This is a genomic window from Mycobacterium sp. IDUB_36 (genome assembly GCF_055419225.1).
Window position 1 is genome coordinate 3,234,383 of sequence record NZ_JBVAXH010000001.1, and the last position, 15,222, is coordinate 3,249,604.

Consider the following 15,222-nt stretch of genomic DNA (forward strand, 5'->3'; position numbering starts at 1 on the left):
GTCACATCCGGAAGACGCCGAAGCTCGACGTCCCCTTGATCGGGCCATTGGCGATGGCGGACAGACACATTCCCAACACATTGCGGGTGTCTCGGGGGTCGATGACCCCGTCGTCGTAGAGCATTCCGGACATCACCAGCGGCAGCGACTCGGCCTCGATCTGGCCTTCGACTGCGGCTCGCATCGCCGCGTCGGCATCTTCGTCGACCTGCTGCCCGCGAGCCTCGGCGGCGGCCCGGCTCACGATCGAGAGCACGCCGGCCAGTTGAGCACCGCCCATCACCGCGGATTTGGCGCTGGGCCAAGCGAAGAGGAACCGCGGGTCGTAGGCCCGGCCGCACATGCCGTAGTGGCCGGCGCCGTAGGACGCGCCGATCAGCAACGAGAGGTGCGGGACAGTCGAGTTGGAGACGGCGTTGATCATCATCGAGCCGTGCTTGATCATCCCGCCTTCCTCGTAGTCCTTGCCGACCATGTATCCGGTTGTGTTGTGCAGGAACAACAATGGAGTATTCGAGCGGTTGGCCAGCTGGATGAACTGGGTCGCCTTCTGTGATTCCTCGCTGAACAGCACGCCGCGGGCGTTGGCCAGGATGCCCAGCGGGTAGCCGTGCAGCCGGGCCCAGCCGGTGACCAGCGACGACCCGTACATGGCCTTGAACTCGTCGAATTCGGAGCCGTCCACGATGCGCGCGATCACCTCTCGCGGGTCGAACGGGATGCGCAGATCCGCCGGAACGATGCCGATCAGTTCCTCGGCGTCGAACAGCGGGTCGACCACCGGTGCGGGTGTCGGGCCCTGTTTGGCCCAGTTGAGCCGTGCGACCACCCGGCGTCCGATCCGGATCGCGTCCAGTTCGTCGGTGGCGAAATAGTCTGCCAAACCCGATGTCCGGGCGTGCATTTCGGCACCGCCGAGCGACTCGTCGTCGGATTCCTCGCCGGTGGCCATCTTCACCAGCGGTGGACCGGCCAGGAACACCTTTGACCGTTCTTTGATCATCACCACGTGATCGGACATGCCGGGCACGTAGGCGCCGCCCGCGGTCGAGTTGCCGAAAACCAGCGCGATGGTGGGGATGCCGGCCGCCGACAGCCGGGTCAGGTCGCGGAACATCTGGCCACCGGGGACGAAGATCAGCTTCTGCGTCGGCAGGTCCGCTCCGCCGGATTCCACCAGCGAGATCACCGGGAGCCGGTTCTCGAACGCGATCTGGTTGGCCCGCAGAATCTTTCGCAGGGTCCACGGATTGCTCGTGCCGCCTTTGACGGTCGGGTCGTTGGCGACGATCATGCACTCCACGCCGGAGACCACGCCGATGCCGGTCACGGTGCTGGCGCCGACCTTGAAGTCGGTGCCGTAGGCCGCCAGCGGACTCAGCTCCAGAAACGGCGCGTCGGCGTCGACCAGCAACTCGATGCGCTCCCGGGCGGTCAGCTTGCCGCGGTCGTGATGGCGCTCCACGTATTTCGCACCGCCACCGCCCAGCGCCTTGGCCAGTTCGGCGTCGATCTCCTCGAGTCGCGACTCCGCGGCCGACGCCGCTGCGGTGTAGGTGTCGGATTTGGGGTCGAGCACTGAACTGAGTGCGGTCATGACTGGAAGCCCAGCAGTTTTGCGGCCAGCGAGGTGAGGATTTCGGTGGTCCCGCCGCCGATTCCCAGGATGCGCATATCGCGGTACTGGCGTTCGATCTCCGACTCGGTCATGTAACCCATTCCGCCGAACAGCTGAACGCCCTGGTTCGCGACCCACTCGCCGGCCTCGACCGCGGTGTTCTTGGCGAAACACACCTCAGCGATCAGATTGGTCTCACCGGCCAGTTGGCGCTCGACCACGTGGTGCGAGTAGACCCGGGCGACGTCGATCCGACGGGCCATCTCGGCCAGCGTGTTCTGCACGGACTGCCGCGAGATCAGCGGCCGGCCGAAGGTCTCCCGGTCACGGCACCACTGCACGGTGATGTCCAGACATCGCTGAGCGCTCGAATACGCCTGCGCGGCAAGCCCGATGCGCTCGGACACGAAGGCCTCGGCGATCTGGGCGAATCCGGTGTTCTCGGCGCCGACCAGATTCGCGGCCGGCACGTGCGCGTCCACATAGGACAGTTCGGCGGTGTCAGAAGACCGCCAACCCATCTTGTCCAGCTTGCGGCTCACTTCGAAACCGGGTGTGCCCTTCTCGACCAGCAGTAGCGAAACCCCCGCTGCGCCAGGACCACCGGTGCGTACGGCGGTCACGACGAAGTCGGCCCGCACCGCGGAGGTGATGTAGGTCTTGGCGCCGTTGACGATGTACTCATCGCCCGAGCGGGTCGCGGTGGTGCGCAGATGGCCGACGTCGGAGCCGCCGCCGGGCTCGGTGATGGCCAGTGAGCCGATCTTGTCCCCGGCCAGCGTCGGCCGCACGAATTCCTCGATCAGCCGCTCGTCACCCGAGGCGATCATGTGCGGCACCGCGATGCCGCAGGTGAACAGCGAGGCGAACACACCGCCGGGCACGCCGGCCTGGTGCATTTCTTCGCAGACGATCACCGCGTCGGCGCCGTCGCCGCCACCGCCGCCGACCTCCTCGGGGAAGTTGGCACCCAGCAGGCCCGCTTCGCCTGCGGCGCGGTGCAATTCGCGGGGCAGTTCACCGCTGCGTTCCCAGTCGTCGACGTGCGGCAGGATCTCTCGTTCGGCGAACGAGCGCACGGTTTTGCGGAGCGCTTCGCGCTCCGGGGTGGTCCAGATGCTCACAACAACCTCTCCGGAATGTCGACGTGGCGGCTGCGCAGCCATTCGCCGAGCCCTTTTGCCTGCGGGTCGAAGCGCGCCTGATAGGCGACGCCCTGGCCGAGGATCTCCTCGATGACGAAGTTCACTGCCCGCAATCGGGGCAGCAGGTGCCGGGTCACCGGCAGGCCGGCGGTCTCGGGCAGTAGTTCGCGCAGCAGGTCCACGGTCAGGGTGTTGGCCAGCCAGCGCCACTGCTCGTCGGTGCGCACCCACAGCCCGACGTTCGCCGACCCACCCTTGTCGCCGCTGCGGGCGGCGGCGATGCGGCCCAGCGGCACTCGCCGGGTCGGGCCGTCGGACAGCGGCTCCGGCAGCGCCGGCGCTTCGACCGGCTCGAGCTCGAGAGTCTCGGCGGCGCAGGGGATCTCGACCCGGGTGCCGTCGCTGTGCACGGCGGTGTGCGGCACTTCGGCGGCGTCGACGTAGCCGGGGGTGTACACCCCGTAGACCTGGCCGTCGCCGGGCGGCGCGGTGACGGTGAAGCCCGGGTAGCTGGCCAATGCCAGTTCGACTGCGGCCGAAGAGAACTGACGCCCGACGTTGGCCGGGTCGGGATCGCGGACCACGCAGCGTAGCAGCGCGCTGGCCGCTTCCTCGGTGTCGGCGTCCGGGTGATCGGTGCGGGCCAGCGTCCACTCCAGCTCGGCCGGCTTGACCGACAGCGAGGATTCCAGTTGCCGCTGCACCAGATCCGCCTTGGCCTCGATGTCCAGGCCGGTCAGCACGAACGTCGTGGCGTTGCGGAATCCGCCGATGCTGTTCAGCGACACCTTGTAGGTGGGCGGTGGCGGTTCGCCGGTGACCCCGCTGATCCTCACCCGGTCGGGGCCATCGGCCGACAGCTCGATGCTGTCCATCCGGGCCGTCGCGTCCGGGTTGGCGTAGCGGGCGCCGGTGATCTCGTAGAGCAACTGCGCGGTGACGGTGTCGACGCTGACCAGCCCGCCGGTGCGCGGGTGCTTACTGATCACCGAGGACCCGTCGGCGTGGATTTCGGCCAGCGGGAACCCGGCGTAGGTCAGGTCCGGAATCTCGGTGAAGAACGAGTAGTTGCCGCCGGTCGCCTGGATCCCGCATTCGATGACGTGTCCGGCGACCACGGCGCCGGCCAGTCGGTCGTAGTCGTCGCGCTGCCAGCCGAAGTGCGCGGCCGCCGGCCCGACGGTCACCGAGGCGTCGGTCACCCGGCCGGTCACCACGATGTCGGCGCCGTCGTTCAGGCAGTCGACGATGCCCCACGCGCCCAGGTAGGCGTTGGCGGTCAGCGGCTTACCCAGCCCGAGCTCCTCGGTGCGCCCCGACAGGTCGTCTCCGTCGACGTGGGCCACCCGGACGGGCACGCCCAGGCGCTCGGCCAGCGCCCGCACTGCGTCGGCGAGGCCGGCCGGATTCAGGCCACCGGCGTTGGCGACGATGCGCACTCCGCGGTCCCGGGCCAGCCCGAGGCATTCCTCGAGCTGGGTCAGGAAGGTCTTGGCGTAGCCGCGCTCGGGGTGCTTCATCCGGTCCCGGCCGAGGATCAGCATGGTCAGCTCGGCCAGGTAGTCACCGGTCAGGTAGTCGAGCTCACCACCGGTCAGCATCTCGCGCATCGCGGAGTGCCGGTCGCCGTAAAAACCCGAGCAGTTACCGATCCGAACCGGGGCAGACGTCACCCGTGTCCTCCCTCCGTCGGGTCGTACCAACCAACCGGTAGGTTAGCCGGTACCGGCGGTGCCGCGTCAAGGCTGCCGACGAACTCGGCGTCCGATTTTTGCCCCTGGCAGGTCAGCCATTACTATTGACCTCAATCGTCGCTGCCGAGGCTCTTTCCGCGGCGACCCCCCTACCAGGAGTAAGGCCTGATCATGGCTGTGCCAAAGCGGCGGATGTCGCGCTCGAACACCCGTAGCCGACGCGCGCAGTGGAAGGCTGAGAAGCCCGAACTCGTCGGCGTGACCGTTGCCGGCAAGCAGCACAAGGTGCCGCGCCGGCTGCTCAAGGCGGCGCGCCTCGGTCTGATCGACCTCGACCGCCGCTAACTTATTTGCCGTGAGCATTGCCTCCGGCATTACCGTCAGCAATTTGCGGAACGGCATTTCTGGCGACCTCTCAGCGCGTTCTCAGGCGATTGGATAAAACTGGTGGCCGTGCGAATTCTTGTCGTCGACGACGATCGTGCGGTGCGCGAGTCGCTGCGCCGCTCCCTGTCCTTCAATGGCTACTCGGTAGCCCTGGCTGAAGACGGCGTGGAAGCGCTCGAGATGATCGCCGCCGACCGGCCCGACGGGGTCGTGCTCGACGTGATGATGCCCCGGCTGGACGGCCTCGAAGTGTGCCGGCAGCTGCGCAGCACCGGCGATGATCTGCCGATCCTGGTGCTGACCGCTCGCGACACCATCTCCGAGCGGGTCGCCGGACTCGACGCCGGCGCCGACGACTACCTGCCCAAGCCGTTCGCGTTGGAGGAGCTGCTGGCCCGCATGCGGGCCCTGCTGCGCCGGACGCGGATCGACGACTCGACCGAATCCGTGGCGATGACCTTCGCCGATCTCACGCTCGATTCGGTGACGCGCGAAGTCACCCGCGGGCTACGCCAGATCAGCTTGACCCGCACCGAATTCGCTTTGCTGGAGATGCTGATCGCCAATCCGCGACGGGTATTGACGCGTAGTCGCATTCTCGAGGAGGTGTGGGGTTTCGACTTCCCCACGTCGGGCAATGCGCTCGAGGTGTACGTCGGATACCTGCGCCGCAAGACCGAGGCCAACGGCGAACCACGATTGATCCACACCGTTCGCGGAGTGGGTTACGTGCTTCGCGAAACGCCTCCCTGATGCCCCTGAAAACCCTGTTCCGTCGGCGTAGCAGAGTTCCGCTGCGGGCCAGCACCTCCCTGTCACTGCGGTGGCGGGTCATGCTGCTGGCCATGTCGATGGTCGCCATGGTGGTCATCCTGATGGCCGTCGCGGTGTACGCGGTGATCTCCGCCGCGCTGTACAAGGACATCGACAACCAGCTGCAGAGTCGGGCCCAGCTGCTGATCGCCAGTGGATCGCTGGCCGCCGATCCGGCGAAAGCCATTGAGGGCACCGCCTATTCGGATGTCAACGCGATGCTGGTGACTCCCGGCCGGTCGATCTTCACCGCCAATCAAGAGGGCCAGACGCTGCCGGTCGGTCAGCAGGAGAAGGCCGTCATCCGCGGTGATCTCTTCATGTCGCGCCGCACTGCCGCCAACCAGCGGGTGCTCGCGGTACACCTGCCGAACGGCAGTTCGCTGCTGATCTCCAAGAGTCTGGCGCCCACCGACGCGGTGATGACCAAGCTGCGCTGGGTGTTGCTGATCGTCGGCGGGGTCGGGATGTCCGTCGCCGCGGTTGCCGGTGGCATGGTCACCCAGGCGGGTCTGCGACCGGTGGGCCGACTGACCCGTGCGGCCGAGCGCGTCGCCCGCACCGACGACCTGCATTCGATACCGGTCTACGGCAGCGACGAATTGGCAAGGCTCACAGAGGCTTTCAACATGATGCTGCGGGCACTGGCCGAGTCCCGGGATCGCCAGACGCGACTGGTCGCCGACGCCGGTCACGAGCTGCGGACCCCGCTGACGTCGTTGCGGACCAACATCGAGCTGCTGATGGCCTCCAGCGCGCCGGGCGCCCCGCCGATTCCGGAGCAGGAGATGGTCGATCTGCGGGCCGATGTGATCGCACAGATCGAGGAATTGTCCACGCTGGTAGGCGATTTGGTGGACCTCACCCGCGGCGACGCCGGCGAGGTGGTGCACGAGCCGGTCGACATGAGCGAGGTCATCGAGCGGTCACTCGAGCGGGTCCGGCGACGCCGCATCGATGTCGAGTTCGACGTCGAGGTGACGCCCTGGCAGGTCTACGGCGACTCCGCGGGGCTGTCGCGGGCGGTGCTGAACCTGATGGACAACGCGGCCAAGTGGAGCCCGTCCGGCGAGCGTGTGGGGGTGCGGCTGCGTCAGCTCAATGCGACCCATGCCGAGCTGGTGGTGTCCGACCGCGGCCCGGGCATTCCCGAACACGAGCGAGACCTGGTCTTCGAGCGGTTCTTCCGTTCCACGACGTCGCGGTCGATGCCCGGTTCGGGATTGGGGCTGGCGATCGTCAAGCAGGTCGTGCTCACCCACGGCGGCGCGCTGCGGGTCGAGGAGACCGTGCCGGGCGGCGAGCCCCCGGGCACGTCGATTTTCGTCCTGCTTCCCGGTCAGCCGATTGCGGATGCCGAATACCCGTCCGACGACACGGCGGCTTCGAATATCAGTGACCCGGCGACTTCGGGGAACTCTGCAGGACCGGCGAACGTTATCTCAGTCGAATCTCAGACCACACGGGCAAGGTAGTCATCCAGTTACTGTGTGGGTCTGAACGACCGCACTAGGACGAGAAAAGAGTGACCTAGCGACATGACGAATCACCCGAGGTATTCGCCACCGCCGCAGCAACACGGATACCGTCCGGCGTCCGATCAGCGTGGGGCCACAAGCCATTCCGGCTACGGACAGCCGCAGACCTATCCGCAGGGATACGAATGGCGGCAGGGCCAGCAGCCCCAGCAGCCTCAGTACCGCCAGCCGTACGGTCCGTTCGCGGGTCAGGGCGGTCATTCTGCGGGCGGTCCGCCGCCGCAGTTGCCCGCGCCGCGAAAGCGTTCTCGCGCAGGCGCTTTGACGGTCGGCGCGGTGGCTCTCGCAGTGGTCTCGGCCGGCATCGGTGGTGCCGCGGCCTCAGTGGTCGCTCACAACGGCACGCTGGCGTCGGTCGCGGACGGCGCGATGCCCGGCGGCGCCACGCCCGGTATGCCCGCGTCGAACGCGCCGGTCGGCAGCGTCGAGCAGGTGGCCGCCAAGGTGGTGCCCAGCGTGGTCATGCTCGAGACCAATCTCGGCCGGGCGTCGGAAGAGGGTTCCGGGATCATCCTGTCCGCGGATGGCTTGATCCTGACCAACAATCACGTCGTCGCGACCGCGGCCAACCCCGGCAAGCCACCGGGGGGCCCGCGCGGTCGCCCGAACCCCGAGCACCAGAACGGCCCCGACGACGACGGCGGCGGCGGCCCGGGTCTGGACCCCGACCAGCCGGCCCCTCCGGGCGGCCCCAACGGCGGCAAGCCGAAGACCACGGTCACGTTCTCCGATGGCCGCACCGCGGAGTTCACCGTCGTCGGCGCGGACCCCACGACGGACATCGCTGTCGTTCGGGTGCAAGGCATTTCGGGTCTGACTCCGATCAGTCTCGGATCGTCGGCCAACCTGCACGTGGGCCAGCCGGTGATGGCGGTCGGTTCGCCGCTGGGCCTGTCGGGCACGGTCACCACCGGCATCGTCAGCGCGCTGAACCGGCCGGTGTCGACCACCGGAGAGACCGGCAACCAGAACACCGTGCTGGACGCCATCCAGACCGACGCGGCGATCAACCCGGGTAACTCCGGCGGCGCGCTGGTCAACATGAGCGGGCAGCTGGTCGGCGTCAACTCGGCGATCGCCACCCTCGGTGGGGACTCGCCGGACGCGCAGAGCGGTTCCATCGGGCTGGGTTTCGCGATCCCCGTCGACCAGGCCAAGCGCATCGCCGACGAGCTGATCAGCTCCGGCACCGCCGCGCACGCCTCGCTGGGCGTGCAGGTCACCAACGACAAGGAGACCCCGGGCGCCAAGGTCGTCGAGGTCGTTCCCAACGGTGCGGCCGCAGCCGCCGGCATGCCGGGCGGAGTGGTCGTCACCAAGGTCGACGACCGCACGGTCAACAGCGCCGACGCGCTGGTCGCCGCCGTCCGATCGAAGGCGCCCGGCGACAAGGTGATGCTGACGATCAAGGATCCGTCCGGCGAAACCAAGAAAATACAGGTCACACTCGGCAAGGCTCAGCAGTGACCAGAGCCGCCGCGCCGAGGTCGGACGTCAGATATACGGTGGCAACCATGGAACAGGGCGCTGACTTGATCGGAAGGGCACTCGTCATCGTCGTCGACGATCACGGGGATGAGGACCACAGCGGTCCCTTGGTCACCGAGCTGCTCACCGAAGCGGGGTTCGTGGTGGACGGTGTGATCGCCGTCGCCGCCGACGAGGTGGAGATCCGCAACGCGCTCAACACCGCGGTGATCGGGGGAGTCGACCTGGTCGTCTCGGTCGGCGGCACCGGGGTCACGCCCCGGGACGTCACGCCGGAGTCGACCCTCGACATCCTCGACCGCCTGGTCGCCGGCATCGCCGAAGCCATCCGTGCATCGGGGCTGTCCGCGGGCATCGTCGACGCCGGCCTGTCACGCGGTTTGGCCGGCATCTCCGGCAGCACGCTGGTGGTCAACCTGGCCGGCTCACGCTCGGCGGTGCGCGACGGTATGGCGACGCTGAATCCGCTGGCGGCCCACATCATCGGTCAGCTGTCCAGCCTGGAGATCTGACCGCGGTATGAGCGAGCGGGCCGGGGACGACCGCGACGTCTTTCCTCAGACGTCGGCGGACGAACGCGACCCGGACGCGAGCCGAGACGAAGCGGCCCACGAGCAGTGGTTGCGGGACAACGCGCCCCCGCACCACCGCTGAGAACCGCGACGGCCGACTACCTGTCTTGGATGGTGGGGCTCTCCGGTGCGTTGGCCGAATGATGCCCGCCCGCTGAGCCGTTCCCGGATTCTTCGAGCAGATCACGGATCTGGGTGAGCAAGCTGAGCTCGGTGTCCTCGGCCTGCTTGACCTCACCGCGCTTGCGCAGCGTGTTGTAGGGCAAGACGACCAAGAAGTAGACCACCGCAGCGATGATGATGAAATTGATCGCGGCGGACAATGCGACGTTGAAGTCGATGAATTTGCCGTCGCCGATACCGACTTTCAGCAATCCGACATCGGCTTGTCCGCCGGCGCCGATCCGGTCGATCAACGGCTGAATGACACTTTCGGTGAATTTGGTGACCAGGCCGGTGAATGCGGTACCGATCACCACCGCAACAGACAGATCAATGATGTTGCCGCGTGCGAGAAACTCTTTGAAGCCCTTCAGCATCGGGATGTCCTTTCCACAGTGGGTAAGCCACGAACCAATTTTGAGCGCAATCAAAAGCTATCCGAGTCGAGCGGGCCAAGCGAGACTTTGCCGGTTATCCGCCGGTCAATGCAGGGTGAGTGTCACGGTCGCGACCAAGGCGGCCCCGGCCACCACGTTGGCTGACGCGGCCGGCAGCGCGACCAGCACCACCCGGTCGTTACTCGCGCTCTGCGCTTTCGGTTTCGCCGACACCGAGACCACGACCGCGTCCGTGGCCACCACGTGCGGCGTGGCGGCCTGGGCATTGCCCTCGGCCGCCGCGACCACATCGACGACGTCACCCGGACGCACCACGTCGATCAGGGCGCTGTCGGCCGGATGCACCGGCACGATGCGGGCGTCGGGTCCCGCTGTTGATTCGGCGAGGCGACGGCCCAGCACGCGCACGTCGGTCAGGACTTCGCCACGCCGGGCCGGGCCGGCCAGCGTGGAGCCGACGACCTCGCTCAGTTCGGATTTCGATCCGTCCGGAGTCGTTGCTGCTGAACGCATTTCGATCTGTACATCGTCGGCGGTCAATTCGGCGCCGGGTCCGAGGTCACGCGCAGTCACCACGACGGGCGCGCGTGCGTTGTCAGGATCGGGCCGCAGCGCCGCAACGGCGGCGAGCAGTACCAGCCCGCCGGCGGCAATGCGGCGCGCCAGCACGGTCCGCGACCAGTCAGGGCGCAACCATTGCGAAAGACGGCTCGGCAGTGTCGGATTCAGCGATTTCCGGGGGTCGCCCACGGGTTCACCGTAGGTAGCCTGGCGCGATCCGGGTGACGCGCGCGAGGCCGGCTGTGGATAACCGTCAGTTGGAGCTCGTCGCCGGTGACTTCGACGACGAAGACGACGAGGAGGAGTCAGACGAGGACTTCGACGAGTCGGACGAGGATTTCGAACTATCGCTCGATGAGCTAGAAGAGCTCGACGAGTCGCTCGAGCCGGACTTCTCGCTCGAACTCGAGGTCTCGGAGTTGGACGATGAACTCGAGTTCGACGAGCTACCACTGGAACTCTTGGACGCCTCGCGGCTGTCATTGCGGTAGAAACCGCTGCCCTTGAACACCACGCCCACGTTGCCGAACAGTTTGCGCAACCGGCCCGAGCACTTCTCGCACGTGGTCAGCGCGTCGTCGCTGAACGCCTGGACCACATCGAAGCGGTTATCGCACTCGGTACACGCGTAGCTGTAAGTCGGCACACAAACCTCCAAGACGGTCTAAACGCTTAGCACTCTACAGTCTCAAGTGCTAGAACCGCCACGTGGCCGACGTCATTCCCGCCCGGGTCGGGCTGGCCTTCGTCGGGGTCGCTCAACCGTCATCTCTTGCAAATCTACATCGGTGAAGTAATTTCCTACACGGTCGAATTGTCTCATGTTAGATTCGGTGACGTGCCTCACGCCGCCGCCACCACGACACCACGCCACCGGGCACGTCACCTCGGCCCCGAGCGCCGCCGGCCGGCAGTTCTGGATGCTGCGCTGGCGATCACCGTCGAAGACGGTGTGGCACAGGTGACGGTCGGTTCGATCGCCGAACGACTCCAGGTCACCCGTCCGGTGATCTATGCATGCTTCGCCGATCGGGTCGAGATCATCACCGCATTGCTCGAGCGGGAAACTGAAGCTTTGCAGGGCGCGCTGATCTCAGCGCTGCAAGCCGCTTCGGGGGAGAAGCGCGAGTCGGCATTCATCGTCGGGTTCCAGTCGCTGCTGCGCTCGGTCGCTGAGCGACCCGACTCCTGGCGGGTGGTGTTTTCGACCGGACCCGACCCCGCGGTCAAAGGTCGGTTTGTGCGGGTGCGCGCGCAGATGGCCGAGTCCACCGCCGCGATGCTGGCCCCGGCGCTGACGCGATGGTGGGGGATCGACGACGCCGACGCAAAACTGCCCGCGCTGATCGAGTTCTTCATCTCATCGTGTGAGGCGGCGGTCCGTTGCCTGCTGGATACGTCCAACCCCTGGGACGCAGACGATCTCGGGAAACTGTACGGGCGCATGATCTACACCGCCTTCGGTGCGGCATGAACGGCGTGCAACGACGTGCAACTCGCCGCGGTGAGTGCGGAGCGTCTCATGACTGGCTTGCCGGCGCCTTCGCCACCGGAGGACCGCATCGCCACCACCCGCTCGATGATGCGGCCGCCCGTGATGGCGCCATGGAAATGCCCACCGTCCGGCGGTGCCGTGTACCAGTGGTACCCACACGATTGCACGTACTCGGCGGCGTCATCGTCGTGGTCGGTCTGATAGCAGGCTGTTCCCGGCCGTCGCCCGCAGATCCATCCGCTTTGTCGAGTTCTCCCTCGACAACCCGGATCGGCACGGTCGCAGGATATTTCGTCCTTCAAGGCGCGATCAGAGATAAATACGACGAGACCGGTGGCCCCAGCGGATGGCTCGGAGAGCCGACCTCGAGTGAGCAGACCGGTCCACATAACGGTCGCCTCAACGAATTTCAGCACGGAAGCATCTACTGGTCAGAGCACACCGGAGCCCATTCCATCGCGGGCCAAATACTGTGGGCGTGGAACACCAACGGTGGCGCCGCAGGTCCGCTCGGCTATCCCACGAGTGACGGGCGCCACATCGCCGGCGGCACCGAGTCCAGATTCGAAGGCGGCACCATCACCGACATCGGCGGCCACACCCACATCCGACTCGACACGGCCGCAGATGAGGGCTGACAGGGCATGACAACACCGCAGAACCCGCACCGTCACACCGATGGTGACCGATTCCCCGATTCCTGCCCGCCCGGTGACGTAGCGGCCAGATCGACAGCATTTCGTGTGCCGCTGGTCGATGAAACACTGGGTACGGCTTTGGCTTTGAGCCGCGCGGTGTATCGGCTCACTACCACCCAGGCCTCCCGGCTATCCGCGGTAGTGCGGCTTCTCGACCGGGCAGACGCGGCCATCAACGACATCGCGGAACTTCGTCGATCGGCGCATTACATCGCCGATAACCTGGCTGCGTTGACCAAAAGTGCCTCCGGGCTCAACGACAGTGCCGCCGAGATCGCCAGAGAGATCAAGGGGTTGACGACGGCTGCGCGAGGCATCGACGAAAATGCCGAATTGCTCGGCGGCCAGATCGAGGCCGTGTCCAAGATCGTGCCGACGTTGCAACGCCTCACCGAGATCGTCGATCCCTTGGAGAACACCGCCGTTCGGATAGGACGCCTCGTTGATCGGCTGCCGGGCAGCGGCCGACGCGCGGAGAAACGCGGTGCCATCACGGACGAGTTGAGCGATGACGCTTGACGTGATGGTTGGGGCCTGACGGTTCTGGCGCCCGGTGGGTGTGGGACCGTCGAGCGTTCGCCCGCAGCCAGTCTTTGATCGCGTCGGCTTCGAACCCCAGGATCCACATACCGTCGGTGCAGGTTGCCAGGCTGGTCCTGGCGGCTCGTCGTATCAGTGTTTTGCCGTTGTGAATGTTGACGCCGGCGAGATCGGCGAGTTCGATCGCGCGCCGGCGGATCTCCGCCACCGCAGACCGTCGGGTGCTCATGGTGGCAGCTCCTTCCGCGTTCTGCCTGCCGGCGGGCTTGATACGTCGGCCGGGCGCTGTGAGCGGCCCCGACGCCTGCCTGGTGTGGGTGGCGTCGGGGCCGCGGCTTTTGATTCCGGCTACCGCGCTGTCTCCACGGCGGTGAAAGCCTGTGACAGTTGGCTATTGATCACTGGACATATCCGAGTCGCGTGGTTGATGCTCGTGCCTCAGTAGCGCCGTGAGCAAACCGGCGATGCCGAGCAATCCCAGTGGCACCGTCCATCCGCGGCGCCACCAGATCGCCGACTGGCAGTCACCGACGTAATCGGTGGCACGCCCGTGCGAAGGCTGTCGGGTTTCCTGATCAGCGGTCGTGGACTGCGCGTAATCGGCGACAGCGCCGTCGCCACACGAGATCTGAAACCCCGACTGATCCCAAGCATCGAGACGGACCGGCCAAAACACGGCGATCGCCGCGAAACACAACGTCGCAGCCGACAGCAGGCTGAGTCCGAAGCGGTCGCGAAGCAGATCGGCTGGTCTCATCAGTTCATCGCACCGAGGATCGGCTCCGACTCGATGAGCCCCTCGTCGCTGGCCTTGATGCCTTCACCGAATACGCGCGCTGCTTGACGCGCCCGCAGCTCCTTGTGAGCCTCAGCGGGACGGTCGAAGCCGTAGCGACGCTGAGCTTCTGCTGGAGTGAGGATCTCAGAGTTCTCCGGCGGGATGCCCAGTAGGACCGGGGCCACGACCGTGACGGTGGACGGCGAAAGCACCTTCAATAGCGTCAATTGGCCGCGGGGGCTCAGTGCGGCCACGTGGAAGGCGGTCCACAGGATCGGGCGAACGAGGATGTCGATGATCCGGGACTGACGGATGCCGCTCATCTCGCGCATCCAGCGAGGCATCGTGGCGATAGTGCCGGCGCGCAGCACCCGGGCGACCAGTCGGGCAATCGGCCGGAAAGCCTTCGGCATCGGCGGCAGCATCACCTTGGCGTCGAGCAAGTGGTGCATGGCTTGCACGGCGATGTCACTGGCAGCCAGCTGAGGGCGCATCCAGTCGAAGTAGCGCCGAACTCCGTCGCGGGTGCGGGGTACGTCGTGCGGGGAGCAGGTCTGCAGTTCGGCGGCCACCGCACATTCCTGCCAGTACCGCGCCTCTTCCTGAGCGGAAAGTTTTCCGGGGCCGTACTTTTCGTACGCGTAGAGAATCGAATGCCACGCGGTCAGGTGAATCCACAGCTGCGAGGCGGGGTCGTTGGCGTCGTAGGGTTTGCCGCCATACGGCTCGGTGCCGATCGCTTTGGAATGAATCTTGACCAAAATGTCCGCAGCGGTTGATGTTTCACGAGATCCACCGAAAGCCACCAGGGCGAAGTAGTGCACCGTGCGGTCATACCGGGTGCGTGGCCGCTTGTAGATGTCGTGAGTCTTGTCAACCGCGGCGATGAGATTGGGATCGAGTTCTTCGATGACTACCGCCCGCTGGAATCCGACAACCAGTGAGGTGGGGTAGCCCCACACCTTCCACGCCACCGATTCCGGCCCGAAAAATCCGTAGTCCTGGTGCGGGGTCACGGTGGACGGCGCACCGATCTTCGCCAATTTTGCTGCTGTGGAGAGCTTTTCGGTGCCGATCTGGCGGATCCGCTGCGGCCGCAGATTGTCGATCACGGTCATGGTTGTTCCCTTCGTGACGCTGCTCGAAGTCGGCATGGTCGAACCATAGTCCACAAAGCTTCATGTGTGAAGCTTTTTACTTCAACGTTGTATATTTTTTCTACGGACATGTAGTAAAGATTGCCCGCCGCCTGTATCTACCCCTGTGAACTGCACGAGGAGCTCCGCTCATGGCCACGACCAGCCCGCCCCCCACCCCCGACGTTCAGGGCCGACC

18 protein-coding genes are annotated in these 15,222 nt (G+C 66.2%); 9 read left to right on the forward strand and 9 right to left on the reverse strand.

The genetic code is table 11. From position 1 onward, the window contains the following. Position 1 precedes the first annotated feature (1 nt). From ACZYW1_RS16055 to ACZYW1_RS16065, 3 genes are read right to left on the reverse strand one after another with little or no spacing between them, the layout of a single operon-like run. Positions 2-1,597 carry an acyl-CoA carboxylase subunit beta gene (locus ACZYW1_RS16055; protein ID WP_463787173.1) on the reverse strand — a complete coding sequence of 532 codons (1,596 nt, stop codon included), beginning with the start codon at positions 1,595-1,597 and terminating at the stop codon, positions 2-4. Then, positions 1,594-2,742: an acyl-CoA dehydrogenase family protein gene (locus tag ACZYW1_RS16060; RefSeq protein WP_463787174.1), complete on the reverse strand. Its 1,149-nt coding sequence runs from the start codon at positions 2,740-2,742 to the stop codon at positions 1,594-1,596. The genes ACZYW1_RS16055 and ACZYW1_RS16060 overlap by 4 nt, the downstream gene beginning before the upstream one ends. Next, positions 2,739-4,436, reverse strand: a complete 1,698-nt coding sequence (locus ACZYW1_RS16065; protein WP_463787175.1) for an acyclic terpene utilization AtuA family protein — start codon at positions 4,434-4,436, stop codon at positions 2,739-2,741. Before ACZYW1_RS16065 ends, ACZYW1_RS16060 begins: the two co-directional genes overlap by 4 nt. A 192-nt stretch (positions 4,437-4,628) precedes the next feature. On the opposite strand from ACZYW1_RS16065, the gene rpmF reads away from it, so the two are divergent. From rpmF to ACZYW1_RS16095, 6 genes are all read left to right on the forward strand, one after another. Further along, entirely contained in the window at positions 4,629-4,802 is a 174-nt protein-coding gene (gene rpmF / locus ACZYW1_RS16070) for a 50S ribosomal protein L32 (protein ID WP_285184875.1), read from the forward strand. A gap of 108 nt (positions 4,803-4,910) precedes the next feature. Continuing rightward, positions 4,911-5,597 carry a response regulator transcription factor gene (locus ACZYW1_RS16075; RefSeq protein WP_463787176.1) on the forward strand — a complete coding sequence of 229 codons (687 nt, stop codon included), beginning with the start codon at positions 4,911-4,913 and terminating at the stop codon, positions 5,595-5,597. Next, a complete protein-coding gene (locus tag ACZYW1_RS16080) occupies positions 5,597-7,132 on the forward strand; it encodes a HAMP domain-containing sensor histidine kinase (RefSeq protein ID WP_463787177.1) in 1,536 nt (511 codons plus the stop codon). Before ACZYW1_RS16075 ends, ACZYW1_RS16080 begins: the two co-directional genes overlap by 1 nt. A gap of 63 nt (positions 7,133-7,195) precedes the next feature. Next, entirely contained in the window at positions 7,196-8,662 is a 1,467-nt protein-coding gene (locus ACZYW1_RS16085) for a S1C family serine protease (RefSeq protein WP_463787179.1), read from the forward strand. Between the two features lie 47 nt (positions 8,663-8,709). Then, positions 8,710-9,195 (forward strand): MogA/MoaB family molybdenum cofactor biosynthesis protein, encoded by a 486-nt coding sequence (locus tag ACZYW1_RS16090; protein ID WP_463787181.1) that lies wholly within the window; start codon positions 8,710-8,712, stop codon positions 9,193-9,195. A gap of 7 nt (positions 9,196-9,202) precedes the next feature. Beyond that, positions 9,203-9,337, forward strand: coding sequence for a hypothetical protein (locus ACZYW1_RS16095; RefSeq protein WP_463787182.1), 135 nt, complete (start codon positions 9,203-9,205; stop codon positions 9,335-9,337). A gap of 16 nt (positions 9,338-9,353) precedes the next feature. Here the strand turns inward: ACZYW1_RS16095 and mscL are convergent, their stop codons facing one another. From mscL to ACZYW1_RS16110, 3 genes are all read right to left on the reverse strand, one after another. Then, entirely contained in the window at positions 9,354-9,794 is a 441-nt protein-coding gene (mscL, locus tag ACZYW1_RS16100; RefSeq protein ID WP_463787183.1) for a large-conductance mechanosensitive channel protein MscL, read from the reverse strand. Positions 9,795-9,899: 105 nt separating this feature from the next. Continuing rightward, positions 9,900-10,565 (reverse strand): SAF domain-containing protein, encoded by a 666-nt coding sequence (locus ACZYW1_RS16105; protein WP_463787184.1) that lies wholly within the window; start codon positions 10,563-10,565, stop codon positions 9,900-9,902. A 64-nt stretch (positions 10,566-10,629) separates the two neighbouring features. After that, complete coding sequence (locus ACZYW1_RS16110; protein WP_463787185.1) at positions 10,630-11,022, reverse strand: FmdB family zinc ribbon protein; 393 nt, start codon at positions 11,020-11,022, stop codon at positions 10,630-10,632. A 192-nt stretch (positions 11,023-11,214) separates the two neighbouring features. On the opposite strand from ACZYW1_RS16110, the gene ACZYW1_RS16115 reads away from it, so the two are divergent. From ACZYW1_RS16115 to ACZYW1_RS16125, 3 genes are all read left to right on the forward strand, one after another. Further along, positions 11,215-11,850, forward strand: coding sequence for a TetR/AcrR family transcriptional regulator (locus tag ACZYW1_RS16115; RefSeq protein WP_463787186.1), 636 nt, complete (start codon positions 11,215-11,217; stop codon positions 11,848-11,850). 167 nt (positions 11,851-12,017) lie between these two features. Beyond that, positions 12,018-12,509 carry an LGFP repeat-containing protein gene (locus ACZYW1_RS16120; protein WP_463787188.1) on the forward strand — a complete coding sequence of 164 codons (492 nt, stop codon included), beginning with the start codon at positions 12,018-12,020 and terminating at the stop codon, positions 12,507-12,509. Between the two features lie 6 nt (positions 12,510-12,515). Continuing rightward, positions 12,516-13,088 carry a hypothetical protein gene (locus tag ACZYW1_RS16125; RefSeq protein ID WP_463787189.1) on the forward strand — a complete coding sequence of 191 codons (573 nt, stop codon included), beginning with the start codon at positions 12,516-12,518 and terminating at the stop codon, positions 13,086-13,088. Here ACZYW1_RS16125 and ACZYW1_RS16130 read toward each other — a convergent pair. From ACZYW1_RS16130 to ACZYW1_RS16140, 3 genes are all read right to left on the reverse strand, one after another. Further along, a complete protein-coding gene (locus ACZYW1_RS16130; protein ID WP_463787190.1) occupies positions 13,060-13,338 on the reverse strand; it encodes a hypothetical protein in 279 nt (92 codons plus the stop codon). The two genes, ACZYW1_RS16125 and ACZYW1_RS16130, sit on opposite strands and share 29 nt — an antisense overlap. Positions 13,339-13,500: 162 nt before the next feature. Beyond that, complete coding sequence (locus ACZYW1_RS16135) at positions 13,501-13,866, reverse strand: hypothetical protein (protein ID WP_463787191.1); 366 nt, start codon at positions 13,864-13,866, stop codon at positions 13,501-13,503. Further along, positions 13,866-15,005, reverse strand: a complete 1,140-nt coding sequence (locus ACZYW1_RS16140) for an oxygenase MpaB family protein (RefSeq protein WP_463787192.1) — start codon at positions 15,003-15,005, stop codon at positions 13,866-13,868. The genes ACZYW1_RS16135 and ACZYW1_RS16140 overlap by 1 nt, the downstream gene beginning before the upstream one ends. Between the last annotated feature and the right edge of the window lie 217 nt (positions 15,006-15,222).